Source organism: Mesorhizobium sp. M0761, from assembly GCF_040320205.1.
Classification (GTDB): domain Bacteria; phylum Pseudomonadota; class Alphaproteobacteria; order Rhizobiales; family Rhizobiaceae; genus Mesorhizobium.
Genome location: NZ_JAMYPF010000004.1, coordinates 397,513 through 421,584, shown reverse-complemented (window position 1 = coordinate 421,584; position 24,072 = coordinate 397,513). Strand labels below are relative to the sequence as shown.

At 62.8% G+C, this 24,072-nt stretch carries 28 protein-coding genes; 8 read left to right on the top strand and 20 right to left on the bottom strand.

Annotated features, from left to right (window positions below; translation table 11 throughout):
• Nucleotides 1-144: 144 nt before the first annotated feature.
• Both NKI32_RS09785 and NKI32_RS09780 read right to left on the bottom strand, forming a co-directional pair.
• Nucleotides 145-1,254, bottom strand: a complete 1,110-nt coding sequence (locus tag NKI32_RS09785; RefSeq protein ID WP_352512574.1) for an aldo/keto reductase — start codon at nucleotides 1,252-1,254, stop codon at nucleotides 145-147.
• Between the two features lie 35 nt (nucleotides 1,255-1,289).
• Nucleotides 1,290-1,817, bottom strand: coding sequence for a nuclear transport factor 2 family protein (locus NKI32_RS09780; protein WP_352512575.1), 528 nt, complete (start codon nucleotides 1,815-1,817; stop codon nucleotides 1,290-1,292).
• Between the two features lie 99 nt (nucleotides 1,818-1,916).
• On the opposite strand from NKI32_RS09780, the gene NKI32_RS09775 reads away from it, so the two are divergent.
• Nucleotides 1,917-2,843, top strand: coding sequence for a LysR family transcriptional regulator (locus NKI32_RS09775; RefSeq protein WP_352512576.1), 927 nt, complete (start codon nucleotides 1,917-1,919; stop codon nucleotides 2,841-2,843).
• A 33-nt stretch (nucleotides 2,844-2,876) separates the two neighbouring features.
• On the opposite strand, the gene tsf is transcribed toward NKI32_RS09775, so the two are convergent.
• The 5 genes from tsf to NKI32_RS09750 form a co-directional block, all read right to left on the bottom strand.
• Nucleotides 2,877-3,797: a translation elongation factor Ts gene (gene tsf, locus NKI32_RS09770; protein WP_353002551.1), complete on the bottom strand. Its 921-nt coding sequence runs from the start codon at nucleotides 3,795-3,797 to the stop codon at nucleotides 2,877-2,879.
• Nucleotides 3,798-3,905: 108 nt separating this feature from the next.
• A complete protein-coding gene (gene rpsB / locus NKI32_RS09765; protein ID WP_023671022.1) occupies nucleotides 3,906-4,694 on the bottom strand; it encodes a 30S ribosomal protein S2 in 789 nt (262 codons plus the stop codon).
• 177 nt (nucleotides 4,695-4,871) lie between these two features.
• On the bottom strand, nucleotides 4,872-5,372 hold the full coding sequence (locus NKI32_RS09760) for a LysE family translocator (RefSeq protein WP_352512577.1): 501 nt from the start codon (nucleotides 5,370-5,372) through the stop codon (nucleotides 4,872-4,874).
• A gap of 108 nt (nucleotides 5,373-5,480) precedes the next feature.
• Complete coding sequence (locus tag NKI32_RS09755) at nucleotides 5,481-5,759, bottom strand: DUF4031 domain-containing protein (protein WP_023671020.1); 279 nt, start codon at nucleotides 5,757-5,759, stop codon at nucleotides 5,481-5,483.
• A gap of 44 nt (nucleotides 5,760-5,803) precedes the next feature.
• A complete protein-coding gene (locus NKI32_RS09750) occupies nucleotides 5,804-6,634 on the bottom strand; it encodes a cell envelope integrity EipB family protein (protein ID WP_023724373.1) in 831 nt (276 codons plus the stop codon).
• 138 nt (nucleotides 6,635-6,772) lie between these two features.
• Here NKI32_RS09750 and NKI32_RS09745 point away from each other — a divergent pair, with 138 nt between their 5' ends.
• The 4 genes from NKI32_RS09745 to NKI32_RS09730 all read left to right on the top strand — a co-directional run bounded on the left by NKI32_RS09745 (nucleotide 6,773) and on the right by NKI32_RS09730 (nucleotide 9,775).
• Nucleotides 6,773-7,237 (top strand): RidA family protein, encoded by a 465-nt coding sequence (locus NKI32_RS09745; protein WP_023684686.1) that lies wholly within the window; start codon nucleotides 6,773-6,775, stop codon nucleotides 7,235-7,237.
• Nucleotides 7,238-7,251: 14 nt separating this feature from the next.
• On the top strand, nucleotides 7,252-7,980 hold the full coding sequence (locus NKI32_RS09740; protein WP_352512579.1) for a glycerophosphodiester phosphodiesterase: 729 nt from the start codon (nucleotides 7,252-7,254) through the stop codon (nucleotides 7,978-7,980).
• Nucleotides 7,981-8,035: 55 nt separating this feature from the next.
• A complete protein-coding gene (locus tag NKI32_RS09735) occupies nucleotides 8,036-9,250 on the top strand; it encodes a GNAT family N-acetyltransferase (protein WP_353002550.1) in 1,215 nt (404 codons plus the stop codon).
• Between the two features lie 96 nt (nucleotides 9,251-9,346).
• Nucleotides 9,347-9,775 (top strand): HIT family protein, encoded by a 429-nt coding sequence (locus NKI32_RS09730; RefSeq protein WP_352512582.1) that lies wholly within the window; start codon nucleotides 9,347-9,349, stop codon nucleotides 9,773-9,775.
• A 137-nt stretch (nucleotides 9,776-9,912) separates the two neighbouring features.
• Here NKI32_RS09730 and NKI32_RS09725 read toward each other — a convergent pair whose 3' ends face one another.
• On the bottom strand, nucleotides 9,913-10,365 hold the full coding sequence (locus tag NKI32_RS09725) for a hypothetical protein (RefSeq protein WP_353002549.1): 453 nt from the start codon (nucleotides 10,363-10,365) through the stop codon (nucleotides 9,913-9,915).
• Here NKI32_RS09725 and NKI32_RS09720 point away from each other — a divergent pair.
• On the top strand, nucleotides 10,339-10,989 hold the full coding sequence (locus NKI32_RS09720) for a phosphatase PAP2 family protein (protein WP_353002548.1): 651 nt from the start codon (nucleotides 10,339-10,341) through the stop codon (nucleotides 10,987-10,989). The two genes, NKI32_RS09725 and NKI32_RS09720, sit on opposite strands and share 27 nt — an antisense overlap.
• Nucleotides 10,990-11,088: 99 nt before the next feature.
• On the opposite strand, the gene clpA is transcribed toward NKI32_RS09720, so the two are convergent.
• From clpA to NKI32_RS09700, 4 genes are all read right to left on the bottom strand, one after another.
• Nucleotides 11,089-13,578 carry an ATP-dependent Clp protease ATP-binding subunit ClpA gene (gene clpA, locus NKI32_RS09715; RefSeq protein ID WP_023684681.1) on the bottom strand — a complete coding sequence of 830 codons (2,490 nt, stop codon included), beginning with the start codon at nucleotides 13,576-13,578 and terminating at the stop codon, nucleotides 11,089-11,091.
• Nucleotides 13,579-13,584: 6 nt separating this feature from the next.
• Nucleotides 13,585-13,911, bottom strand: coding sequence for an ATP-dependent Clp protease adapter ClpS (gene clpS, locus NKI32_RS09710; RefSeq protein WP_023671012.1), 327 nt, complete (start codon nucleotides 13,909-13,911; stop codon nucleotides 13,585-13,587).
• 277 nt (nucleotides 13,912-14,188) lie between these two features.
• Complete coding sequence (locus NKI32_RS09705) at nucleotides 14,189-14,518, bottom strand: phasin family protein (RefSeq protein WP_023671011.1); 330 nt, start codon at nucleotides 14,516-14,518, stop codon at nucleotides 14,189-14,191.
• Nucleotides 14,515-14,790 (bottom strand): hypothetical protein, encoded by a 276-nt coding sequence (locus NKI32_RS09700; protein ID WP_155927172.1) that lies wholly within the window; start codon nucleotides 14,788-14,790, stop codon nucleotides 14,515-14,517. Before NKI32_RS09700 ends, NKI32_RS09705 begins: the two co-directional genes overlap by 4 nt.
• 68 nt (nucleotides 14,791-14,858) lie before the next feature.
• Between NKI32_RS09700 and NKI32_RS09695 the strand changes: the two genes are divergently transcribed.
• A complete protein-coding gene (locus tag NKI32_RS09695) occupies nucleotides 14,859-16,253 on the top strand; it encodes an SPOR domain-containing protein (protein ID WP_502882027.1) in 1,395 nt (464 codons plus the stop codon).
• Nucleotides 16,254-16,299: 46 nt separating this feature from the next.
• Here the strand turns inward: NKI32_RS09695 and NKI32_RS09690 are convergent, their stop codons facing one another.
• The 4 genes from NKI32_RS09690 to NKI32_RS09675 all read right to left on the bottom strand — a co-directional run bounded on the left by NKI32_RS09690 (nucleotide 16,300) and on the right by NKI32_RS09675 (nucleotide 19,746).
• The gene (locus NKI32_RS09690) at nucleotides 16,300-16,998 is read right to left on the bottom strand and encodes a DnaJ domain-containing protein (protein WP_023693434.1); all 699 of its coding nucleotides are present in this window, start codon (nucleotides 16,996-16,998) and stop codon (nucleotides 16,300-16,302) included.
• On the bottom strand, nucleotides 16,998-17,723 hold the full coding sequence (locus tag NKI32_RS09685; RefSeq protein ID WP_023712359.1) for a hypothetical protein: 726 nt from the start codon (nucleotides 17,721-17,723) through the stop codon (nucleotides 16,998-17,000). Before NKI32_RS09685 ends, NKI32_RS09690 begins: the two co-directional genes overlap by 1 nt.
• Nucleotides 17,724-17,826: 103 nt before the next feature.
• The gene (locus NKI32_RS09680) at nucleotides 17,827-18,264 is read right to left on the bottom strand and encodes a DUF1489 family protein (protein ID WP_023671006.1); all 438 of its coding nucleotides are present in this window, start codon (nucleotides 18,262-18,264) and stop codon (nucleotides 17,827-17,829) included.
• A gap of 78 nt (nucleotides 18,265-18,342) precedes the next feature.
• Nucleotides 18,343-19,746 carry an L-serine ammonia-lyase gene (locus NKI32_RS09675; RefSeq protein ID WP_353002547.1) on the bottom strand — a complete coding sequence of 468 codons (1,404 nt, stop codon included), beginning with the start codon at nucleotides 19,744-19,746 and terminating at the stop codon, nucleotides 18,343-18,345.
• A 271-nt stretch (nucleotides 19,747-20,017) separates the two neighbouring features.
• On the opposite strand from NKI32_RS09675, the gene NKI32_RS09670 reads away from it, so the two are divergent.
• Nucleotides 20,018-20,761 carry a DUF599 domain-containing protein gene (locus NKI32_RS09670; protein WP_023671004.1) on the top strand — a complete coding sequence of 248 codons (744 nt, stop codon included), beginning with the start codon at nucleotides 20,018-20,020 and terminating at the stop codon, nucleotides 20,759-20,761.
• On the opposite strand, the gene NKI32_RS09665 is transcribed toward NKI32_RS09670, so the two are convergent.
• Genes NKI32_RS09665 through NKI32_RS09650 form a run of 4 tightly spaced genes read right to left on the bottom strand, consistent with a single transcriptional unit; the run spans nucleotide 20,710 to nucleotide 24,067 of the window.
• The gene (locus NKI32_RS09665) at nucleotides 20,710-21,507 is read right to left on the bottom strand and encodes a YdcF family protein (protein ID WP_023684677.1); all 798 of its coding nucleotides are present in this window, start codon (nucleotides 21,505-21,507) and stop codon (nucleotides 20,710-20,712) included. The genes NKI32_RS09670 and NKI32_RS09665 overlap by 52 nt on opposite strands.
• 7 nt (nucleotides 21,508-21,514) lie before the next feature.
• Complete coding sequence (locus NKI32_RS09660) at nucleotides 21,515-22,045, bottom strand: hypothetical protein (protein ID WP_023684676.1); 531 nt, start codon at nucleotides 22,043-22,045, stop codon at nucleotides 21,515-21,517.
• Between the two features lies 1 nt (nucleotide 22,046).
• Nucleotides 22,047-23,612 (bottom strand): amidase, encoded by a 1,566-nt coding sequence (locus NKI32_RS09655; protein WP_353002546.1) that lies wholly within the window; start codon nucleotides 23,610-23,612, stop codon nucleotides 22,047-22,049.
• Entirely contained in the window at nucleotides 23,612-24,067 is a 456-nt protein-coding gene (locus NKI32_RS09650; RefSeq protein ID WP_023706217.1) for a GNAT family N-acetyltransferase, read from the bottom strand. Before NKI32_RS09650 ends, NKI32_RS09655 begins: the two co-directional genes overlap by 1 nt.
• Nucleotides 24,068-24,072: the final 5 nt, after the last annotated feature.

Genomic DNA, 24,072 nt, shown 5'->3' with positions numbered 1-24,072 from the left:
TTTTAATACCCCCGGGGTGCCGCCGGTGCCGGGCGGCTGGGGGGGGCGCCGCGGGGGGGCGGTGCCCCGTCTTCACTAACCCCTCGGGCCGCCCTTCCGCCGCGGCGCCCCCCTCGCCCAATTCCGCCTTCCCGTCGCGGCCCGTCAGTTGCTGGTGATGCTGACGGCGTCGCCCTCGACCAGCAGCGGCGGCGCATAACCCAACGGCTTGTCGCCGGTCACGGCGCCGCCGGTAACCCGGGCTTGTATGTCGGAACCGAAATAGGCGTACGGGAATGGCGGCGGTGTCTTGCTGACCGTATTCAGCCGCGCGCGAAGCTCGGCGGGTAAAGTGAAATCCAACGCCGCCAGATTGTCCTGCAACTGCGCCAGCTTGGTGGCGCCAAGAATCACGGTGGCGATGCCCGGTTGCGTTGCCACCCAGTTGAGCGCGACCTGCGCCATGCTGCGTCCGAGTTCGGCGGCAACTTTTTCGAGCTCCGCCACGATCGCCCAGTTGCGCTCGGTGAACTTCTGGAACCCCGGATGAGTGGTGTTGCGAAAGCCGTCGAGCCGGCCGGCATGGCCTTCCTGCGTCGGCCGGTACTTGCCGCTGAGCAGCCCGCTTGCCAGCGGGCTCCACACCATGATTCCTGCGCCATGGCGGGTGCCGAAGGGCACGAACTCATTTTCGATCGAACGCTCCACCAGCGAATATTCAAGCTGCAGGGCCGACACCGGCTCGTAGCCGCGCCACTCGGCGATCGTCTGCGCGCGGGCAGCATACCAGGCCGGCACATCGGACAGGCCGACATGGCGAATTTTGCCCGCACGCACGAGATCATCCATCGTGCGCATGACCTCCTCGGCCGGCGTCAGCCCGTCCCAGACATGGAGGAGGTAGAGGTCGATATAGTCAGTGCCCAACCGCTTCAGCGAGGCGTCCACGGCGCGCAAGATGTTCTTGCGGCCATTGCCGCCGGCGTTCGGATTGCCGGGCTCCGCGTTGAAGGTGAATTTCGTGGCGATCACCGCTTTGTCGCGCAAGCCTCGCTCGGCGATGAATTCGCCGAGCCAGGTTTCGGCTGTGCCGCCGGTGTAGAGGTCGGCGGTGTCGAAGAAATTGCCGCCGGCCTCGACATAGGCGTCGGCCATGGCGCGCACGGTTTCCCTGTCCGCGCCCCAGCCCCATTCGGTGCCAAAGGTCATGGTGCCCAGTGCCAGCCGGCTGACGCGCAGGCCGCTGTTGCCCAGTGTGTAATAGCTCATGGTCATGGTGTTTTCCTATCCCGACTTTTATTGACGCCGGCTCATTGGCCAGGCGTCGTCTTGACCCAGGGATTGCCGCGCTGATGCGTGGCGCGGAAAATGAAGCCGTCGACTTTCCAGCCGGTCCCGGAGCGAACCAGATGGTGCTCGTAAGTGCCCCAGACTTCCCACAGCGGGTCGCCATTGCCTTCCATCCGGTTCCAGGCATAGCCGTTCGAAGAGACGGTCGCCGCGTCCGCCTCAAAGATCACCTGGTGATTGGTGCGCAGATGCAGGCTGGTCTTGCTGCCCCTCAGGTTGCCGGCCCAGGTACCGATCAGATCGTCGGAGGGGATGGTGGCGGCAGGCTGTCCTGACAGGCTGCTGAAGTCGACGGTGACACGGTCGGCGAAATAGGAGCGGGCAAGCTTCCAGTCCTGCGCATCGACGGCACGGTCGATGGCATCGGCGATGCGGATGACGGCGCGTTCGTCGGCGAGCGCGCGCTGACCGGACGGCTCGGCGCCGCCGGCATCGACCGGCGCCAGAGCAAGGCCTGCGGCGAAGGTAGCGTATTTCAAGGCATTCATGTCTTTTATCCTTTGTGCATCGGTGACGGCAATGTGGGCCAGCCTGTCGGCATCGAGAAGATTGAATTGTTCGCAAGGACTATGCGATATCATGCACGAATGGACCGGGATCTGCTCAGCCATTTGCCTGTCATCGTCGCCGTTGCGCGACGCGGCGGCTTTGCGCTTGCCGCGGCCGAACTGGGCATGTCCCCATCCGCCGTCAGCCATGCGGTGCGCCTCGTGGAGGAGCGGATCGGCCAGCCGCTGTTTGCGCGCACCACGCGCAGCGTCTCGCTGACGGAAGCCGGCAAGGCGCTGGTGGACACGGCAGCCCCTGCCCTCCAGGATATCGCCGACCGGATGGACCGCATCCGAGCCATCAAGGGCCGGCCCTCCGGCTTGCTCAGGTTGAACGTTCCCAACATCGCCGTTCCACTTGCCGTCACTCCCGTGGTCGCCGCGATGGCTGAACGCTATCCTGATGTGACCATCGAATTGCTCACCGACCAGGGGCTGGTGGACATTGTCGGCGAGGGTTTCGATGCCGGCATCCGGCTGGGCGAGATGATCGCACAGGACATGGTCACGGTCCGGCTGACGCCGCCATTCAACGCCGTGATCGTCGCCTCCCCCGCCTATGTCGGCCGGCATGGCCGTCCGCGCAGTGTGGCGGATCTTTCGGACCACAATTGCATCGGCTACCGGCTTGTGCGCTCCGGCGCACTCTATCGCTGGGACCTGACCGAGGACGGCAAGGATGTCGTGGCCGAGACGAAGGGTACGGTCATCGTCACCGATTCGCTGGCCGCGATCGACCTTGCGCTTGCCGGCGTCGGGCTGACCTATGTGTTCGAGCCGCTGGTGCGCGCGGAATTGGCAGCCGGCCGCCTCGTTCAGATCCTGCCGCAAACGGCGATCGAGGAGCCCGGCCTCTTCCTTTACTTCCCGCGCAGGGCGTCGACGGCGCCAAAGCTCAGGGCCTTCATCGACACCGCACAAGAAATCGGCCGAGCATCCTTGCGGACACCCGGCCGAGTTGCCTGAGCTGAGAAGCCCTTTTCGGGGCTATTTTTAAAACTACTTCTTCACGGCCGCCGCGACTTCCGCCGCGAAATCGGTCTCTTCCTTTTCGATGCCTTCGCCCAGCGCAAAGCGCAGATAGGCGGAGATCTTGGCCGGAGCGCCGATGTCCTTCTCGGCATCCTTCAGCGCCTGCTCGACAGTGATGTCGGGATTGAGCACGAAGGCCTGCTTGAGGAGCACGACTTCCTCGTAGAACTTGCGCAGGCGGCCTTCGACCATCTTTTCGATGATCGCTTCCGGCTTGCCGGACTGGCGCGCCTGGTCGGCGAAGATCGCCTTCTCGCGCTCGACCGCTGCCGGATCGATCTGCTCGGCGGTCAACGCCAGCGGGTTGGTGGCGGCGACATGCATGGCGACCTGGCGGCCAAAGGCGTTGGCGGCATGCTCATTGCCCGTCGTCTCGATCGCGACCAGAACGCCGAGCTTGCCAAGACCATCGGCAACCGCATTGTGGACGTAGGTTGCGACAGCACCGTGCGGGACGGTGAGCTTGGCCGAACGGCGGAAGCTCATGTTCTCGCCAATGGTGCCAACGGCGTCCTTGATGGTGTCAGTGACCGACTTGTCCGAACCCGGATACTTTGCGGCAGAGACAGCCTCCGTCGTGCCGTAAGCAAGCGCGACCTTGGCGACATTGCGAACGATCTCCTGGAACTGCTCGTTGCGGGCCACGAAATCGGTCTCGGAGTTAACCTCGACGATGGCGGCCTCGCGGACGCCGGAGTCGACGCCGATCAGGCCTTCGGCGGCAGTACGGCCAGCCTTCTTGTCGGCCTTGGAAATGCCCTTCTTGCGCAGCCAGTCGATGGCCTCTTCGATGTTGCCGTTGGTCTCGGTCAACGCCGCCTTGCAGTCCATCATGCCCGCGCCGGTCAAGTCGCGGAGTTCTTTGACCTGTGCAGCCGAAATGCTCATTGTCGCCTCTTTGTTTTAAATGCACCGACGCACCACCGGTACTCGGTGATGCGTCCGTCTAGCGTGCCAAATATGAGAATGATGAAGGCCGCAACCGGCCTTCGACTGTCAAGCTTCCGGAGCGTCCGCAGCCGGGGCCGGAGCCGGATCAAGCGCCGGTTCGACCGGAGCTTCGACCGAGGCGCCGATGTCGACGCCGAGCGCGCCCTGCTGGCGGGCGATGCCGTCGATGGCAGCCTTGGCGATCAGGTCGCAATAGAGCTGGATGGCGCGCGCCGCGTCGTCATTACCGGGGATCGGGAAGTCGATCTTGTCCGGATCGCAGTTCGAATCGATGATGGCGACGACCGGAATGCCGAGGCGCTTGGCCTCGAGAATGGCGATCGCTTCCTTGTTGGTGTCGATGACGAACATCAGGTCGGGCGTCGAGCCCATGTCCTTGATACCGCCGAGCGCCTTGTCGAGCTTCTCGCGCTCGCGGTCGAGGTTCAGGCGTTCCTTCTTGGTCAGGCCCTGGGCCTCACCGGCCAGCATCTCGTCGAGCTTGCGCAGGCGCTGGATCGAATTCGAGATCGTCTTCCAGTTGGTCAGCATGCCGCCGAGCCAACGCGAGTTGACATAGTATTGGGCCGAACGCTGTGCGGCGTCGGCGACGATGTCGGACGCCTGGCGCTTGGTGCCGACGAACAGCACGCGGCCGCCCTTGGCAACGGTGTCGGAAACCTGCTTCAGAGCCTGGTGCAGCAAAGGCACCGTCTGCGACAGGTCGATGATGTGGATGTTGTTGCGGGCGCCGTAGATGTAAGGCGCCATCTTCGGGTTCCAGCGGTGGGTCTGGTGGCCGAAGTGAATGCCAGCTTCCAAAAGCTGGCGCATGCTGAAATCAGGCAGTGCCATTCTTAGTTCCTTTTCCGGTTAGCCTCCACGGACACAGGCATTTTTGGACTTTGTCCTCGAACGCCACCGGAGGTTTCAGCCGGATTTCTCCCGGGCAGACACCAAAGTCCGTGTGTGGAATGAGCGCGCATATAGAGGGGAAGCGCTGCAAACGCAAGCGGTGAGGTGCTTCATCGCTCAGCGTGCGGCAATCAGCGCTCCGGTGCCGATCATGGCGCTGCCGGCGAACCGGTTAATCAGCCGCATGCGTCCGGGCGTCCTGAACCAGCCGGATGCCCTGCCCGCCAGCGCGGCGTAGATGCCCATGGTGAGAATATTGGCGCCGACGACGACTGCCACCACCAGCAGGCCGTCGGCAAACGTCATGGTGTCGAGGTTGAGGATCAGCGGCATGATCGAGGCGTGGAACAGGATCGCCTTCGGGTTGCCGAGCGCCACGGAGGCGCCAAGCAGGAACGACCGCGACAATCCGGTTTGGGGGATTCCTTGCGCAGCCGATTGCGCGGCCGCGGCCCGCCACATCTTGATGCCGAGGAAAATCAGGTAGGCCGCACCGGCGTATTTCAACAGGAGAAACACCCATTCGAAGGTCTGGGCCAGCGCCACCAGCCCGAGCAGTGCCAGGGTGACCAGCACGGCATCGCCGGCGGCAATGCCCATTTCCGGCGACGAACGCACGCAGGAAGCCGCGTGCCACGCCGTTGGTGATCACCGTGAACATCGCCGGTCCCGGCGTGGCGGCGGCAAGTGTGATGGCAAGGCAATAAGCCAAGAATGCCGTTAGCGTCACGATCGGCCCTTTCCGTTGGGTACCCGTACGCGCCTGAAGATCGCAACGATCTCCTCGCGGCTGCATTCGATGGCGCCGAGCCGCACCGCCCGGTCGCGCTCGAAGCCGGTTATGTCATAGTGCGGCGCCGATGTCCTGGGCGGCCCTTGGTAGGACGAACGCTTGACGCCAAGCTCGGCGGCGAAACGATGCAGTTCGTCCGTATCGTCGGCCATCAGGTGGCACCAGCGATGGCCGGCCCATTTCCAGATTGCCGCATCGACATAGACCGCCATCGGGAACTGCCATCAAGCCTGCCGTGGCCAGCGCCGCATTGTTGCTATTTCGAGACGGGGCAAGGCTTGGTCTGATCGAACAGCGACAGGTTGACCAGCTTTCCGGTCATCGAGAACTCGCCATAGTCCATTGTGAGGTCGCGGGTGATGCCGTTCTCGTGCAGCTTGAAGCTGATGCGGTATTCCGGCACCTCTTCGCCCGATTTGTCGGTCTCGTCGAAATAGGCGATGTCGACCGGCCAGTATTTGTCGCCTGCAAGCTTGGCCAGCGCCGGCGCTTCGGGGTCGGCCTTGTCGCCCTCGGCCTTCTTGCCGACGATGACGGTGGTGGTCATCACCTTGTTGGCATCCTCCGAACCGTCGAAAAGGCTGGTTTCGTAGAAATTCTCGCCCTTCTCGGCCTTGCCGATCAGTTCGACCAGATGCTGGGTCGGGAACTGGGTGGTGGCAAGTTCCAGGCTGTTCTTCTCGGGCTTGTCAATGTCGACTTTGAGGCCCTTGGTCTCTTTCGTGGCGGTGCCCTTGACCTCCTTGTCGAGGTTCTGGTCGACGAAGGATTTGGTCACGAACGAGAAGGTCTTGCCTTCGGCGTCCTCGAACGTGGTCGTCTGCTGGTCGGTCAGCCTGGTGTTGTCGCCGGTGGCGATCTGGGTGACGAAACGGAATTTTACCGTATAGCCCTCGCAGGGCGAGCCGTTGAACTCATAGACCATGCGGCCGGAAATCCCGGTGATGCCCGAGCGGTCCGACGCCTTGTCGAGGGTAAGATCGTAGACGGCGCGATGCGCCTGCAGCGCCGGCACGGCAAAGGCTGGAGCCATCGAGAACAGCACCGGAAAGAGAACGGCGTGGAAGGCAAGGCGCGTTGCGCGCATAAGGGGCTCCGATCGTCGCAGCTGATGGCAGGCCGCAGGTAAAGATGGTCCAGCTTAAAAAAAGTCGTGGCGGAAGCGAGGCAAAAATAGCAATTTCGGCCCGGCCAGCGCGGCGTCTCCAAGCAATAGGGAAATACCATGAGTGAAACAATCGAAAAGCGGCTAAGCGATCTCGGCGTGACAATACCTGCCGCCGCAGCGCCCGCCGCGAACTATGTGCCCTATTGCAGGTCCGGCAATCTTTTGTTCACCGCCGGGCAGTTGCCGCTCAAGGACGGCAAGCTGCAGGCAAGCGGCCTGCTCGGCCGCGACGTCGATACCGCAACCGGCAAGGAAGGCGCAAAGTACTGCGCAATCAATGTCTTGGCCCAAGCAAAAGCAGCACTTGGCGATCTCGAAAAAATCCAGCGTTTGGTCAAGATCACCGTCTTTGTTGCATCAGTGCCGGATTTCGTCGAGCAGCATCTGGTCGCCAATGGCGCCTCCGATTTCCTGGTCGCCGCCCTTGGCGAGCGCGGCAAGCATGCCCGCTCCGCCGTCGGCACCGCCTGTCTGCCGCTTAATGCCGCAGTGGAAATCGAAGCCGTCTTCGAGGTCGCATGAGCAGGACCAAGACAATGACCGACCTTTCCTGGCTGACCGCCCGCCCGGTGGCGCATCGCGGCTTTCACGACATGAACAAGACGCGCTGGGAAAACACGCTGTCGGCCTTCGCTGCTGCCGCCGAGCGCGGCTATGCGATCGAATGCGACGTGCATTTGTCGTCCGACCGCGTCCCCGTCATCATTCATGACGGCGATCTCAGGCGGTTGACCGGCCAGGACGGCTTCGTCTGGCAGCGCACGGCAGCGGAACTGGCGGCGCTCAGGATCGGCGGCACCAAGGACCATGTGCCGACACTTCAGGAGGTGCTCGACCTGGTCGACGGCCGCGTGCCTTTGGTGGTCGAATTGAAGGGCGTGCCCGGCTACGACGAGGGCCTGGTGGCGAGCGTCGGCAAGATGCTGGAGCGCTACAAGGGCAAGGCGGCGATCATGTCGTTCGACCACTGGCTGGTCCGCGATTTCCCCAGGGATGCGCCAGGAATTCCGGGCGGGCTCACGGCCTATGGCAAGGACAACCAGTTGATCGAGGCGCATTTCGCCATGCTGGCGCATGACCTCGCCTTCACCTCCTATGCCGCGGGCGATCTGCCGAACCCGTTCGTCAGCTTCGTGCGCGAAAGGCTTAAAATGCCTGTCATCACCTGGACGGTGCATGACCAGCCGGCGGTGGATCTCACCTTCAAATACGCCGACCAGATGACGTTCGAAGGGTTCGAACCCGATCTGGTCAAAGTCGCCTGATGGGAGTGCCTGAAACGTGACTTGTAGCGGCCCCGACAGAGCTTAAATAAGCCTCATGGATCAGGGTGACGAAGGCGATGGGCAAACGGCGAATGCGGAGTTCTCCATCCGCGTCGCCGCCGGCATCAATGCCTTCACATGCGACGAGTGGAACGGCTTTACCGGCACAACCCGCAGCGACACAGAAAACGGCTATAACCCTCTCGTTTCATATGCTTTTCTGAGCGCGCTTGAAGATTCCGGCTGCGCCGTGCGGCGCACCGGCTGGCAAGGTCATCATCTCAGACTGGAAAATGCCCAAGGCAGATTGCTGGGCGCCATGCCCTGCTATCTCAAATCGCACAGCCAGGGCGAATATGTCTTCGACCACGGCTGGTCCGATGCGTTCGAACGCGCCGGCGGCAACTACTATCCGAAACTGCAATGCGCCGTGCCGTTCTCTCCGGTCACCGGCCCTCGCCTGCTGGTCAGCAAGGGCGAGGACAGCGCCATTGTGAAGGCCGGTCTCGCAGCGGGCCTGAAGGCGGTGACGGAAAAGCTCGGCGTGTCCTCCGCGCATGTCACCTTCGCCAATGAAAGCGACGTTGCAACGCTGGAAGCAGCCGGCTTCCTGCACCGCACCGACCAGCAGTTCCATTTCTTCAACGAAGGCTTTTCGACCTATGACGACTTTCTCGCCACGCTGGCATCGCGCAAGCGCAAGGCGATGAAGAAGGAGCGCCGCGAGGCGCTCGCCAACGGTATCTCGATCGACCGGCTGACCGGCAAGGACCTGACCGAAAGGGCCTGGGACGATTTCTTCGCCTTCTATATGGATACCGGCAGCCGCAAATGGGGCCGGCCCTATCTCAACCGCAAGTTCTTCTCGCTGATCGGGGAGCGCATGTCCCAGGACATCCTGTTGGTCATGGCCAAGCGCAATGGCCGCTATGTCGCCGGCGCCATCAACTTCATCGGCTCCGATGCGCTCTACGGCCGCAATTGGGGCTGCATCGAGGACCACCCGTTCCTGCATTTCGAAGTCTGCTACCATCAGGCCATCGACTTCGCCATCGAGCGCAAGCTGAAGGTGATCGAGGCCGGCGCGCAGGGTGAGCACAAACTGGCGCGCGGCTATCGTCCCGTGACCATGCATTCGGCGCACTACATCGCACATCCCGGCCTGCGCAATGCTGTGGCCGATTATCTCCGGCGTGAGCGGCGCGAGGTCGAGCGGATGGGCGAAATTCTGGAAGAGCATACGCCGTTCCGCAAGGATCTTGAGGAATAGCGATCCGCGCCTGCCCTCGCCTGACCATCTTACCTGACCATCTTGCCGGTCCAGGACAGCTTCGCTACACCGGGAGCATACTCCCGGAGCGCCGCCATGACCGAGGCCTACGACCCCAGCAATATCTTCGCAAAGATCCTGCGCGGCGAAATCCCCTCGCACCGCATCTACGAGGATGATGCCGTGGTCGCCTTCATGGATGTGATGCCGCAAGGCCCCGGTCACACGCTGGTGGTGCCCAAAGTACCGTCGCGCAATCTGCTCGATGCCGATCCGGCGACGCTCGGCCGGCTGTTCACCACGGTCCAGACGGTCGCGCTGGCGGTCAAAAAGGGTTTCGGCGCTGACGGGGTCACCATCCTGCAGTTCAACGAACCGGCGTCCGGCCAGACCGTCTACCACCTACATGTCCATGTCATCCCGCGGTTCGAAGGCATCGCGCTCAAGCCGCATACGGGGCAGATGGAGAAGCCCGAAGTGCTGACGGAGAACGCGGCGAAGATCCGAGCAGCGCTGAACGGTTGAGGTGGCGCGCGCCTCAGGGCGATGCGCTCAGCCACAATCCACCACGTCGGTTAGGAAAATATCAAACCACCCCGTGATAAAGTGCCGTACCGGGATGCGTTTGGGTTTTAAAAATCGTGGAACATTCGGTTGCGACATCAGAGCCGTTGGTAAAAGCAGCTGCCGGGCGGGCCTTTCTGCGCACCTTGGCGGACGCGTACCGGCGACACCGCCTGCTGCATGCGATGGCCATCGCTGCCCTGCTTTTGGCAGCCGCGGTCGGCCTGCGCACCGGAAACATGCCGGATTTCGGCGTGCTGGAAGACTATGCCCAATACCTTCTTTTCGCTTTCTGGATCGGTGGCTGCGCCTTCGCACTCGGCAGCTTTTTTCACCTTGCACTCATCAAGCGGGATCCCGAGCCGCTCGGCACTTTTCTGCGATCGATCGGCGGCGTCTTCGGCGACGCCGAGCGCAACGCCAACAGCCTGAATGGTCTGGCCGCGTGCATTGCGCTCATATCCGCTTTCGGTGTGTTGAAAGGCGCGGTCGCGATCCTTTCGCCATTCGCATGGGATCACGCATTGGCTCAGGCCGACCGGGTGCTGCATTTCGGCCGAGCGCCCCATGAATGGCTATGGTTTATCGTCCAGTCGCCGCTCGCCGTAAGATCGTTCAACCTGGCTTACAATTCCTGGTTCGTCGTCCTTATCGCCTCGGTCTTCATCGCTTGCATCACGCGCAGGGACACGAAGCTGCGTCACCAGTTCCTGATGAGCTTCATGCTCGTGTGGATACTGGCGGGTTTTTTCCTGGCGATGGGCCTGTCTTCGGCAGGGCCGTGCTTTTACGAGCGACTGGGGCTGGGCAGCGACTATCATTCCCTGATGCAAGCACTCGCCGCCGCCGATCGCATCTATCCGATCTGGGCGCTCAGCACGCAGGACCTTGTGTGGAGCGGCTATATCGGGGCGACGCCAGGCAGTCTCGGCATATCCGCCTTCCCGTCCATGCATGTAGCGATGGCGGTGCTTTTCGCGCTTTATGCAACACGCCGCTCACGGTTGGCCGGCCTTTTGATGTGGGCATTCGCCGCAATCATCATGGTCGGCTCGGTCGTCCTTGGCTGGCATTATGCCGTGGATGGCTATGCGAGCGTTCTGATTTCGATCGCCATCTGGAAGGCGTGCGGGTACTTCCTGGGCAAGTTTGCACCCGAGGGCGTCGCCGCCTGACCTAACAACATCTGCCCTGAAAAGCAGGGGCGCTGTGTCGGCAAACCGGCCAGCCAATGAAAAAAGGGCCCGTCACCGGGCCCTTCATAGGCGAACCTTTCAGCTCTTGCGCGGCAGTTGCGGCACCAGGCTGCGCTTGCCGCCATCCTTGCCCTTGGGCTCAGGCTCGTCCTTGCCCTTGGGCTGAGGCTTCTGCGCCACCGCCTTCTTGGCGACGGGCTTCTTGGCCACCGCCTTGCGGGCTTTCGGCGTCTCTTCCGGCTCCTGCTTCGGCTGCACCGGGGCTTCGTCGGCCAGTGATTCGAGCTTCAGGCCGGTTTCGCCGGTTTCCTTCTTCTCGACGGTGACGCGCACCGTGCCGCCCTTCTTGAGCTTGCCGAACAGCACCTCGTCGGCCAACGGCTTCTTGATGTGCTCCTGGATGACCCGGCCGAGCGGCCGCGCACCCATGCGCTCATCATAGCCCTTGTCGGCCAGCCAGGCGATCGCGTCGGACGACAGGTCGAAGGTGACGCCCCGCTCGGAGAGCTGGGCCTCGAGCTGCATGACGAACTTCTGCACCACCTGATGGATGACCGGCACCGGCAGCGAGCCGAACGGGATGATCGCATCGAGACGGTTGCGGAACTCCGGCGTGAACAACCGGTTGATGGCCTCGACATCGTCGCCTTCGCGCTTGGTCGATCCGAAACCGATCGCCGCGCGCTGCGCATCGGATGCGCCCGCATTGGTGGTCATGATAAGGATGACATTGCGGAAGTCGATCTGCTTGCCGTTGTGGTCGGTCAGCTTGCCGTGGTCCATGACCTGCAACAGGATGTTGAACAGGTCCGGATGCGCCTTCTCGACTTCATCCAGCAAGAGCACGCAGTGCGGATGCTGGTCGACCCCGTCGGTCAACAAGCCGCCTTGGTCGAAGCCGACATAGCCGGGAGGCGCGCCGATCAGCCGCGAAACGGTGTGGCGTTCCATATATTCCGACATGTCGAAGCGGATCAGCTCGACGCCGAGCGAGGCAGCCAACTGCTTGGCGACTTCGGTCTTGCCGACGCCGGTCGGGCCTGAGAACAGGTAAGAGCCGATCGGCTTTTCCGGTTCGCGCAGGCCGGCACGCGCCAGCTTGATTGCCGAGGTCAGCGCGGTGATGGCGGTGTCCTGGCCATAGACGACGCGCTTCAGCTCGATGTCGAGGCCTTGCAGCACCTTCTCGTCGTCGGCCGAAACCGTCTTCGGCGGGATGCGGGCCATCGTGGCGATCGTGGCTTCGATCTCCTTGATGCCGATCGTCTTCTTGCGCTTGGCTTCCGGCACCAGCATCTGCGAGGCGCCGGTCTCGTCGATCACGTCGATCGCCTTGTCCGGCAGCTTGCGGTCGTTGATGTAGCGGGCCGACAGTTCCACCGAAGCCTTGATCGCCTCGTTGGTGAACTTCACCTTGTGGAATTCCTCATAATAGGGCTTGAGGCCCTTCATGATCTCGATGGCGTCCTCGATGGTCGGCTCGTTGACGTCGATCTTCTGGAAGCGCCGCACCAGAGCGCGGTCCTTCTCGAAGAACTGGCGGAACTCCTTGTAAGTGGTCGAGCCGATGCAGCGGATGGCACCCGAAGACAGCGCCGGCTTCAACAGGTTCGACGCATCCATCGCGCCGCCGGACGTCGCACCGGCGCCGATGACGGTGTGGATCTCGTCGATGAACAGCACGGCGCCCGGATAATCCTCGAGCTCCTTGACGACCTGCTTCAGCCGCTCTTCGAAATCGCCACGGTAGCGCGTGCCGGCCAACAGCGTGCCCATGTCGAGCGCGAAAATGGTGGCGTCCTGCAGCACTTCGGGCACATCGCCTTCGACGATGCGCTTGGCCAGGCCTTCGGCAATCGCCGTCTTGCCGACGCCGGGATCGCCGACATAGAGCGGGTTGTTCTTGGAGCGGCGGCACAGCACCTGGATGGTGCGGTTGATTTCGCTCTCGCGGCCGATCAGCGGATCGATCTTGCCGGCCTTGGCCTTGTTGTTGAGGTTGACGCAATAGGCAGTCAGCGCATCCTGCTGCTGCTTCTTCTTGCCGCCTTCCTCCTGCGGCTCGGCGCCGTTCTGGCCGCCCTGCTCGTCATCGGCGCCGCGCGGCGAGCGCGTCTCCGATGCGCCGGGGCGCTTGGCGATGCCGTGCGAGATGTAGTTGACCGCGTCGTAGCGGGTCATCTGCTGTTCCTGCAGGAAATAAGCGGCATGGCTCTCGCGCTCGGCAAAGATGGCGACGAGCACGTTGGCGCCGGACACTTCCTCGCGGCCGGATGACTGTACATGGATCACGGCGCGCTGGATGACGCGCTGGAAGCCGGCGGTCGGCTTGGAATCCTCATCGTAACCGGTGACCAGATTGTCGAGTTCGGTGTCGATATAGGTCAGAACGGTGTGCTTCAGCTCGTCGAGATCGACGTTGCAGGCGCGCATAACGGCGGCCGCCTCGGTGTCGTCGATGAGGGCGAGCAGCAGATGTTCCAGGGTTGCATATTCATGGTGCCGCTCATTGGCGAGCGTCAGCGCCTGGTGAAGCGCCTTTTCCAGGCCTTGGGAGAAAGCCGGCATGTTACCTCACTTCTTCTCCATCACGCATTGCAGCGGATGCTGATTCTGTCGGGCGAAATCCATGACCTGAGACACTTTGGTCTCGGCCACCTCGAATGTATAGACCCCGCACTCGCCCACCCCATGATTGTGAACATGAAGCATGATGCGTGTGGCGGCTTCGCGGTCCTTTTGAAAAAAACGCTCCAGGACGTGAACCACGAACTCCATGGGCGTATAGTCGTCGTTGAGGATGAGGACCCTGTAAAGGCTGGGCTTCTTGGTCTTGGTCTTCGTGCGCGTAATGACGGCTGTGCCGCGACCGGCCTCATTGCCGTCGCCGTCACTTTGCATCCGCACCACGCTTGTTGTGGCAGTCAAACCTGAAGTCACGTAATCCTGCCTCTTTCGAATCCCCATGGCGAGTTCGATATGTAGGTGTTCGATGGACGATTTTAAGCCCTTCTTGTTAGCTGACAATATGGCTAGGTGGGCAAACCGAGGCGATTTTCAAAATCGTGAACCGCCAAAGCCCCGGAATTGAAACTGGCATGAAAAAACCCGGCCGCGCATCCGCGACCGGGTCTGTTTTGCAAGCCCGAAAGGCCGTGCCTGGTATTCTCGAGCGAAATTACTTCGCCTTGGCGACAATCGATTCGAAGGGCTTGTAAGCCTCCTTGGCGAGATCGGCATAGAGATCGCCGAACTTGGTCGCCTCGGCAACGAAGCTCTCATAGCTCTGCTTGGCGAAGTCGGACTGGATCTCGACCGCCTTTTCCAGCGACTTGGCGGAGAACAGCTTTTCGACCGCGGCGCTGCCGGCTTCGAAGCTCTTCTTGGTGTATTCGCCAGCTTCGGTGGCGATCGCCTGCGCGCCCTTGGAGAGCGAGGTGAAGCTCTTCAATCCGGTATCGGCAAACTCCTTGCCGTATTTCGAGAAGTCCTCGTAGGTCTGGGTCATTTGACGTTTCCCTTGGCGTTTTGAAGCGCCCTTGCCTGAGCGCGGTTGTGCAATGCACGAGAATATATTGTGCGCTGCACAAAAGTCAAGATTTCAGCGGCATCAGGCCGCGCTGCGCCGGCAACAGCTAAAATTCGAATAAAGAAAGGCTCAAGCCCGAGGAAAATGGTGAACGCGCCGGTTACCATAAACGGATTGGTAACGCTGGCCGCGATAGTTTGACGACAAGTGAGGTCGGATCCCTTTGCCGCCTCCATGGCAATGAGTTTCAAAGGAACTATCAGTGCGTCAGGCGTTGTCGGTCTTCGGTTCAAAATCCGCATCTTCCCTCAAAATGATCATGATCCTCGCTTTGGCGATGTCATTTGTCGTTGCGGATGCCGCGTCCTCGATGGCCGCCAGGTCTTCGGCGATCGTCGTCGACGCCAAGACCGGCAAGGTGCTTTATTCGTCCGATGCCAACGGCCGGCGCTACCCGGCGTCGCTGACCAAGATGATGACGCTCTATCTGACCTTCGAGGCCATGGCGAAGGGCCGGATCAGCAGGAACACGCCCGTGCCGTTCTCGGCCAAAGCGGCGGCCGAACCGCCGACCAAGCTCGGCGTCAAGGCGGGCGGAGCGGTTTCGGTCGAGACCGCCATCCTGTCGATGGTGACCAAGTCGGCCAATGATTCGGCGACCGCGCTCGGCGAACTGCTCGGCGGCAGCGAAAGCAATTTCGCCCGCATGATGACCGCCAAGGCGCGCGCGCTCGGCATGGACGGCACCGTGTTTCGCAATGCCAACGGCCTGCCCGATCCCGGCCAGTTCACAACCGCCCACGACATGGCGATGCTTGGCATAGCGCTCAGGGAACATTATCCGCAGTATTACGGCTATTTCTCGCAGCGCTCCTTCCTTTACGGCCGCCAGCGCATCAATGGCCACAACCGTCTGCTCGGCCGCATCAAGGGCGTCGACGGCATCAAGACCGGCTATACCCGCGCCTCCGGCTTCAACCTCGTCTCGTCGGTTTCGGATGGCAACCGCCGCCTCGTCGCCGTCGTCATGGGCGGCACTTCGGGGCGCAGCCGCGACAATCAGATGGCCGGCCTGATCAACGCCTACATGCCGCGCGCATCGACCCGCGGCGGCGGCGCCCTGGTCGCCAAGGCCGGCGGCGACAATCCGGTCAAGGCGCTGGCCAAGGTCTTCCTGCCCAAGCATGACGCGCCGACGCCCGATGGCAAGCCGATCGTTGAAGACGATGCCGTAGCGTCCAATGACGATCCGACATCCGCTGACGAGCAGTCTGCTGAAGGCCAGTCTGCCGACGAACAGACGGTGGCCGCGGTCGAAGAGCCCGCCCCCGTCGTCAAGACCAGGAAGGTCAAGACCGTCATCGTGACGGCGCCGAAGGTCGAAACTGCGCAGATTGTGGCTGCCTATGCCGAACCCACGCCTGCATCCCCTCAGGGGGTCGACCCGGTCAACACGGCCTCGGTGCCGGCTGGCTGGGCGGTGCAGGTAGCGTCGTCGCCCAAGCAGTCCGAAGCCCTGGCTTTCCTAGACAAGACCGCCAAGCAGGCGCCCAAGGTTCTTGGGGCTGCTTCCGGCTTCACCGTCGCCTTCCAGAAGGATGGCGAGACCTATTACCGCGCCCGGTTCGGCGGCTTCCGCTCGAAGGACGCGGCCTGGAATGCCTGCAATGCCCTGAAGAAAAAGAAAATCGCCTGCTACGCCGTCCAACAGTAGGGCGGCGTCGGAACCATCTCCCGGAAATTTACTGCGTCGAAGGAGACTAGTTGTGATTGGAGAGCAAGACGTCCTTGGCTTCGTTGATCCGCGCCGCCAGGAAAGACGTGCCGCCGATGTCGGGGTGCAGGCGCTGCATCAGGCGGCGGTGCGCCTTGCGGACATCCGCCGCGGCGGCCCCCGCTTCAAGACCAAGGATCTTGTAGGCCTCCTCCTTAGTCATGGCGCCCGCACCTGGCGCAACACCCAGCCCTTCGCCACCGTTCGCCTCAGCGTCTTTGCGCCAGACGGGAAAACGGCCGTCAAGATACGTCTCTAGGAGTTGGCGGCTCTCCGGGTCGCCGGGGAGTTCGCGGTAAAGCTGCTGCAGCTCGGCCAGGCCCATCGCACCCAGCATCTTGCCTTCATGGCGGCCGGCCAGAACCAGGCCTTCAAGCCCGCCCGTATCGTGATCAAGCTCCATTTCCAATGCGGCGGTCCGCACCGTCGAGCGCTTGCCGGGCGCCGGCCCGAGCGACGGCCGCTTCATTCGCATCGAACCGTACCAGGCAAGGGCCGCGGCCAGAATGAGGCCGGCAATGCCTTCGCGCCCGACCACCAGCACGGCGAGCCCGACCAGCGCCAGAAGCACCGGCCCGAGCGTGCGCATGCCGCTTGCCAGTTTTTGCGCATCGGCGCGGACAAAGATCGTCGCCGCGCCGAGCAGCACCAGAAACAGTGCAACAAGTGCAATGATAGCGCCCATCAATTCCCGCCGCCCCTGAGATGCTCGATCAGCAGCCGGTCTCCCGGCCTGTCCCTTGCCTCGAGCGCCTTCAATCCGCCGGTCGCATAGACGGCAACCGCCGAAAGCAGCCCGGCCAAGGTCGCGGCAGCCCGCCGATCAAATCGGAACCAAGCCCCTTTGGACAGCCGCGCAATCTCCTTGAACGCCTTTTCTGCGCCGGGATCATGGCCTTCCTGGAAGACGAAGACGGGAACGCCGTGCAGACCGAGGCTGCCGGCCTTCTGCGCCAGGTCGTCGATATCCTCTTCCATGGCGTCGCCGATATAGACCAGAGCATTGACCTTGGCCGCCGCCGTTTCCTTCAGCGCATGCGCCAGCACCTTGCCGATCTGGGTGTGGCCGGCACGGCAGTCGATCCGCGTCATCAGCTGCTTCAGGGCATTGGTGTCGGCGACAAAAGCCGACGAGCGGCACTCGCCCAACCCGCGAAAATAGGCCAATTGGACACTGAGGGTGCCGGCCTTGCCAACGGCGTCGAACATCTCGCCCTGCAGCTTGGCGGCGACATCCCAGGTCGGCTGGCGGCTCATCGTTGCGTCGAGGGCAAGGATCAGCCGGCCCGTGCCGGTCGCGACAAGCGTCCGGGCCTGACGGATAAAGGCGTCGATCTCGCCGGCATTGGATTGAGGCTTGACCGGCGCAGGACTGGCCCTTGCGGGCACGCGCTGCTTCTTGTCGCTCATAAGAAGCAAGATGTGGCGTTGTCGGCCCCCTTGCAAGTCCAGCCTTGGACAAGATGAAGGGCCAGCGCTCGACGCTCTGGGAGAAGCGGCCGCGCCCTTGGCTCTACAGCAAGCCCAGATCGGCGAGCTCGCGCTTCAGTTTCGGCGGCATCTCGACCATTCCGGCCTTGCCCTTGCCGATATCTGCGGGCGCATCCGAAGGTTTGAGATAACGCCAGCCCTGGAAGGCGCGGCGCGGCTGCCAGTCGGTGCGCACGACGTCGAGGTCGAGCATCAGGCGGCAACGGCCGATGCCTTCGTCGTCCGTGAAGGGCCTGATATCAGTGATCAGCTGGCGGCATTGCACGCTGCCCTTGATCACCCAATAAAGCGAACCGCCATCGGTGACCTCGGCGCCGCGCGTCGGCACCATGCGGGTGGTGTGCCAGTGCTCGGCGGGTTCGCCGGCGCGGCGGCGCTCATCGAGGCGGAAGGCGATCCATTCTTCGAGGTCCTCGACGCTGTCGCAACCGACGCACAGTTTTAGGAGATTGAGTGCCATCGCTTAAGGTTTAGTCTGGCGCGCGATTGCGTCAACGGCCCTGCCCGACTTCTCCACAGTGCCAGTGGCGTTGCACGGTCAGCATTCCACGACATTGACGGCGAGCCCACCAAGGCTGGTTTCCTTGTACTTCTCGTTCATGTCGAGGCCCGTCTGGCGCATTGTTTCGATCGCGGCGTCGAGCGGCACGAAATGGACGCCGTCGCCTTTGATCGCCAGAGAGGCGGCGGTGACCGCCTTGACGGCGCCGAGCGCGTTGCGCTCGATGCAAGGCACCTGGACCAGACCGCCGACTGGATCGCAAGTCATGCCGAGATGATGTTCGAGCGCGATTTCGGCGGCGTTCTCGACCTGCTCGGGCGTGCCGCCCATGACGGCGCAGAGACCCGCGGCAGCCATCGCCGAGGCCGAACCGACCTCGCCCTGGCAGCCGACCTCGGCGCCGGAGATCGAGGCATTGGTCTTGATGATGCCGCCGACGGCGGCGGCCGTGAGCAGGAAGTCGCGGATGCTCGGCTGGTCGGCCTCGGGGTGGAAATGCAGCCAGTAACGCAGCACCGCCGGCAATGTGCCGGCCGCGCCATTGGTCGGCGCGGTGACGACGCGTCCACCGGCGGCGTTCTCTTCGTTCACCGCCATGGCGTAGATCGACAGCCAGTCATTGGCCAGCAAAGGGTTGGGCTTGTTCTGCTGCCATTGCTCCTGCAGCTTGTCGTGCAGCATGCGGGCACGACGGCGCACTTTCAGCCCGCCCGGCATGATGCCGTCCTGCGACAGGCCGCGGTCGATGCAGCCCTTCATGGCGCCCCAGATCGCATCAAGGCCGCTGTCGAGCTCCTCGCGCGACATATGCGTCTCTTCATTGATGCGCTTCATGTCGGCGATAGACAGGCCGCTTTTGCCTGCCATCTTCAGCATCTCGACGGCATTCTTGAAGGGATAGGGCACCTTCTTGCCTTCTGTGGTCACCGAGCCCTTCACCTTCATCCGCTGCAGCTCTTCCTCGGACACCACGAAGCCGCCGCCGATGGAATAGTAGATGCGCTTGAGCAGCAGCCGGTCGCCGGCATCGTAAGCGTAGAAGGCCATGCCGTTGGCGTGGCCGGTGAGCGGCGTCTTGCGGTCGAGCACCAGATCCGTCGCCGGATCGAAGCGATAGGAGGGATGGCCGCGTGGCGATATCCGCTTCTCGGCGGCGATGCGCGTGGCGATTCCCTCGGCCTGATCGGGATCGACCGTCTGCGGTGTCAGGCCAGCAAGTCCGAGGACAACGGCGCGATCCGAGCCATGGCCGATACCGGTATAGGCGAGCGAGCCGTGCAGGCTGGCGCCAATGCGATCGACCTTGACGCCGGCCGGGCGCGGCCAGTCATCGCCGGCGATCTCGTCGAGAAACCGCCGCGCCGCTGTCATCGGTCCCATCGTGTGCGAACTCGACGGTCCGACGCCAATCTTGAACAGGTCGAAAACCGAAAGAAACACGCTGCGCCGTCTCCGGGAATGGGATCAAGACCTACATATAGGACTTTCCATGATGTTTGTGCTGTTTTGCGGATTGCGGCGCTGCACCTGCCGACCTTGTTTGCTCCGGCAGCGACATCACCGGCTGAAAGCGCGTCGCGCTGAAACGGATTCATGCGACGCGCTTTAAGTTCTTGTTTCAATGCATGTCGTTGTCCCAGAACCGCAGCTCACCTCTGGGCGCATGCATTGGAGCATCGAACTGACCGCTTTGCCTGTGGTAAAAGGCGGCATGGGCGATTCCTTCCATCTGTCGACGGCTGATCTGGCGGCGCTGGCTTTTTTCCTGCTTGCATGGTTGCTGCATACGCTGGCGTCCGACGGCAGACTGGTCAGCCGGGTGTCGTTGACGATGGCCATGAACGTGCAGCGCGAGGCCTGGATGCGCACCATGGCCGAGCGCGAAATCCGCATCGTCGACACCGCCATCATGAGCGGCCTGCAGCAAGGCACCGCCTTTTTCGCCTCCAGTTCGCTGATTGCGCTCGGTGGCTGTTTCGCGCTGCTTGGCGCCTCGGATCAGGTCCTTGCCGTGCTGAACGACCTGCCGTTGAACGCGACCTCATCGCGCTCCGCCTTTCAGATCAAGGTCTTTGGCCTGGTCCTGATCCTGGCCTTCGCCTTCTTCAAGTTCGGCTGGGCCTACCGTCTCTTCAACTACTGCACGATCCTGATCGGCGCGGTGCCGATCCCCTATGGCGAGGCGTCACGCAACCCGGTCAGCGAAACGGCGGTGTGGCGCGCGGCGCGCATGAACATGCTGGCCGGCAAGCATTTCAATTCAGGCCTGCGCGCGGTGTTCTTCTCGATCGGCTATCTCGGCTGGTTCGTCGACCCGATCGTGTTCGTGCTGTCGACGCTGCTGCTACTGGCAGTGCTGGTGCGGCGTCAGTTCTTTTCCGCCGCAAGGCAAGCCGTGATCGGTCAGCCGCCCGGGCCGGGGAAAAGCTGGTCGATCCGGCCCGACAGCCAATAGGCGGCGAGCCCGATCCACTCGCGGATCGCCATGGTCGTGGTCTGCAGCGAATCGGGTGCGTTGTCGCGAAACAGGCCAAAGCCTTCCTTGCCCGAGGTGCGATAGTCGACCGGCCACGGGACCGTGTGAAAGCCGGCCTTGTCGAACAGCGCCTTGGCGCGCGGCATGTGGAAGGCGGAGGTCACCAGCAGCCAGGTTTCGCCCGATTTCGGCGTTACCAGTTCCTTGGTGAAGACGGCATTCTCATAGGTGTTGCGGGATTTGCTCTCGAGCATCAGGCGATCGGCGTCGACGCCAAGCGCACCGAGCAGCCGCGGCGCGGTGGCCGCATCCCCCTCGCCATCGATGAACAGTTCACCGGTGCCGCCCGAGATAACCACTTTCGCCTCGGGAAAGCGCCGGGCAAGGATCGCCGCCTCGACCATGCGGTCGCCGCCGGAATTCAGCTCATAGCCGCCGCGCGCCAAGTTGATGGCGCCCTCGAAGCCGCCGCCGAGCACGACAATGCCGTCGACCTTCCGCGGCAGCGGCGGCTTTGGGAAGCGCTCTTCGAGCGGATTGAGCATCATGGCGCCAAGCGACGTCCAGGCCGACAGCGCCAGAATCAGGAAGGCGAACACACTGCCCGTCGCCGCCAATCGCCGGCGGCCGATCAGCGCCGCGAGCAAGCCGGCAAGCAGCAGGAAGATCGCCAGGTTGAGTGGTTGGACGAAGAACCAGAAGATCTTGGAGAGATAGAAGAACATTGCCTGCCTATCTCCAGCTCAAATTGTGACGGCCGGTGAAGTGCTCGACCGCACTCGCTACCGCTTCCGCTTCGAGGCGGCTTAACTCCCTGCCGAAAACAAGGACGCCGTTCGCGTTGGTCAAGCTGATGACTTCCGACAGTTCCACTTCGTCCGTGGGATAGGTGTGGTCGAGGATTTCGACCCTAAGATGCCCTTTCAAAGGCAGTGACCACCGATTTCGCAAAGAACCCCTCACCGAGCGCACGGCTGCGGTGTCGGTCAGCCGCAGGGTTTCCCTGCCGAACACCCGCCAGATGAAATCCTTGCCCAGGAAATAGGTGAAGAGGGCAATGACCGCCACGAAGGACAGCAGGCCGAGCGTGCCGCTGGTGAGCGTTGCGGACGACATATCCGTCAATCCCATGTAGCCGGTGTAGGCGACGATCGCGGCCCCGATCAGGACAAAGACTGTCCTGAAATCCGAGGTGCGTGGCGGGTTCGTGATCAGCAGTTCGTTTCCCGTCTCGACGATGGAAATGCGAGACGGAGGCGGCATGCTACCACCACTTCTCCGGCTGGAAGGTTCCCGCCGCCTGCTCGATGACGGCGGCTGTCTGGAACAGGGTTTCCTCGTCGAAGGGACGGCCAATCAGCTGCAGGCCGAGCGGCAGGCCCTTGGCATCGAGGCCGGCAGGCACGGCAATGCCCGGCAGTCCGGCCATGTTCACGGTCACCGTGAAAATGTCGTTGAGGTACATTTTCACCGGATCGGCGGCCATGTCCTCGTCAGCGATGCCGAAGGCGGCCGACGGCGTCGCCGGCGTCAGGATGACGTCGACGCCGTCGGCAAAAACCGTCTCGAAGTCGCGCTTGATCAAATTACGCACCTTTTGCGCCTGCAGATAGTAGGCATCGTAATAGCCTGCCGACAGCACATAGGTGCCGATCATGATGCGACGCTTGACCTCCCGACCGAACCCGGCGGCTCGGGTCTTTTCGTACATGTCGACAATGTCCTGGCCCGGCACGCGCAGGCCGTAGCGGACGCCGTCATAGCGCGCCAGATTGGATGACGCTTCGGCGGGCGCAACGATATAATAAGCCGGCAAAGCGTATTTGGTGTGCGGCAGCGAGATGTCGACGATCTCGGCGCCGGCATCCCTGAGCCAGGCAATGCCCTTCTGCCACAGCGCCTCGATCTCTTCCGGCATGCCGTCGACGCGGTATTCCCGGGGAATGCCGACCTTCATGCCCCTGATCGGTTTGCCGATCGCCGCCTCGTAATCCGGCACCGGCCGGTCGACGGAAGTGGTGTCCTTGGGGTCGACCGAGGCCATGGACTTCAGCATGATCGCGGCATCGAGCACGTCCCGGGCGATCGGGCCCGCCTGATCGAGCGACGAAGCGAAGGCGACGATGCCCCAGCGCGAGCAGCGGCCATAGGTCGGCTTGATGCCGACGGTGCCGGTGAAGGCGGCTGGCTGGCGGATCGAGCCGCCGGTGTCGGTGGCGGTGGCGCCGGCGCACAGGAAAGCCGAGACGGCGGAAGCCGAGCCCCCCGACGAGCCCCCCGGCACCAGTTGGGCATTGTCCAGCGTGCGCGCGGTCTTGGTGCCGCCGGCCGAAACGAAACCGCCATCGCCCTGATGCGTGGTCGGCATCACCACCGTGTCGAGGCGCGAACGCCGCCATGGATTGACGACAGGGCCGTAATAGGAGGTCTCGTTGGACGAGCCCATGGCGAACTCGTCCATGTTAAGCTTGCCCAGCATGACGGCGCCGTCTGCCCACAGATTGGCGGTGACGGTCGATTCGTAGCGCGGCTTGAAGCCGTCGAGCACATGGCTGCAGGCCTGGGTGTGGATACCTTCGGTGCCGAACAGGTCCTTGATGCCGAGCGGGATGCCTTCCAGCGCACCGCCATGGCCCTTGGCCAGCCTGGCGTCGGAAGCTTTGGCCATATCGCGCGCCTTGTCGCCGGTGACGACGATGTAGGCATTGAGCACCGGATTGGCGCGCTCGATGGCACCGAGATAGGCCTCGGTGATTTCGACGGCCGAAATCTCCTTGGCGCGCAGCTTGGCGCGCGCCTGCGAAATCGTCAGATGGGTCAGTTCGCTCATCAAAGGCTCTTTTCGTAAAACACCGACCACTCGGAATCGGGATAATCCAGCACCGGCCCGCAGCGCGAGAAGCCGGCGCGTTCATAGACGGTCCAGGCGGCGGGATGGCGGTCGCCGGTTTCCAGCACCAGACGCTTCAGCCCTTCGCTGCGCGCTAGCGTTTCGACATGTTCGACGATCTTGGCGCCGATCTTCCTGCCCCGATGCGAAGGCCGCGTGTACATGCGCTTGACCTCACCGACGCGGGCATCATGGCGCTTCAGCGCGCCGCAGCCGATGGCTTGCCCGTCGTCGCGGGCGATGAACACGGTGGTGTCGTCGCCGGCCATCTGCTCGACCGTCAGATGGTAGCAATGCTCCGGCGGCGTCAGTTCGAGCAGCGTCGCGTTGAGCTCCTCGACCAAAGCGCGGACATCGTCCTGCAGCGGCGTTTCGATGGCGATCTCGATTGCCATCGGCC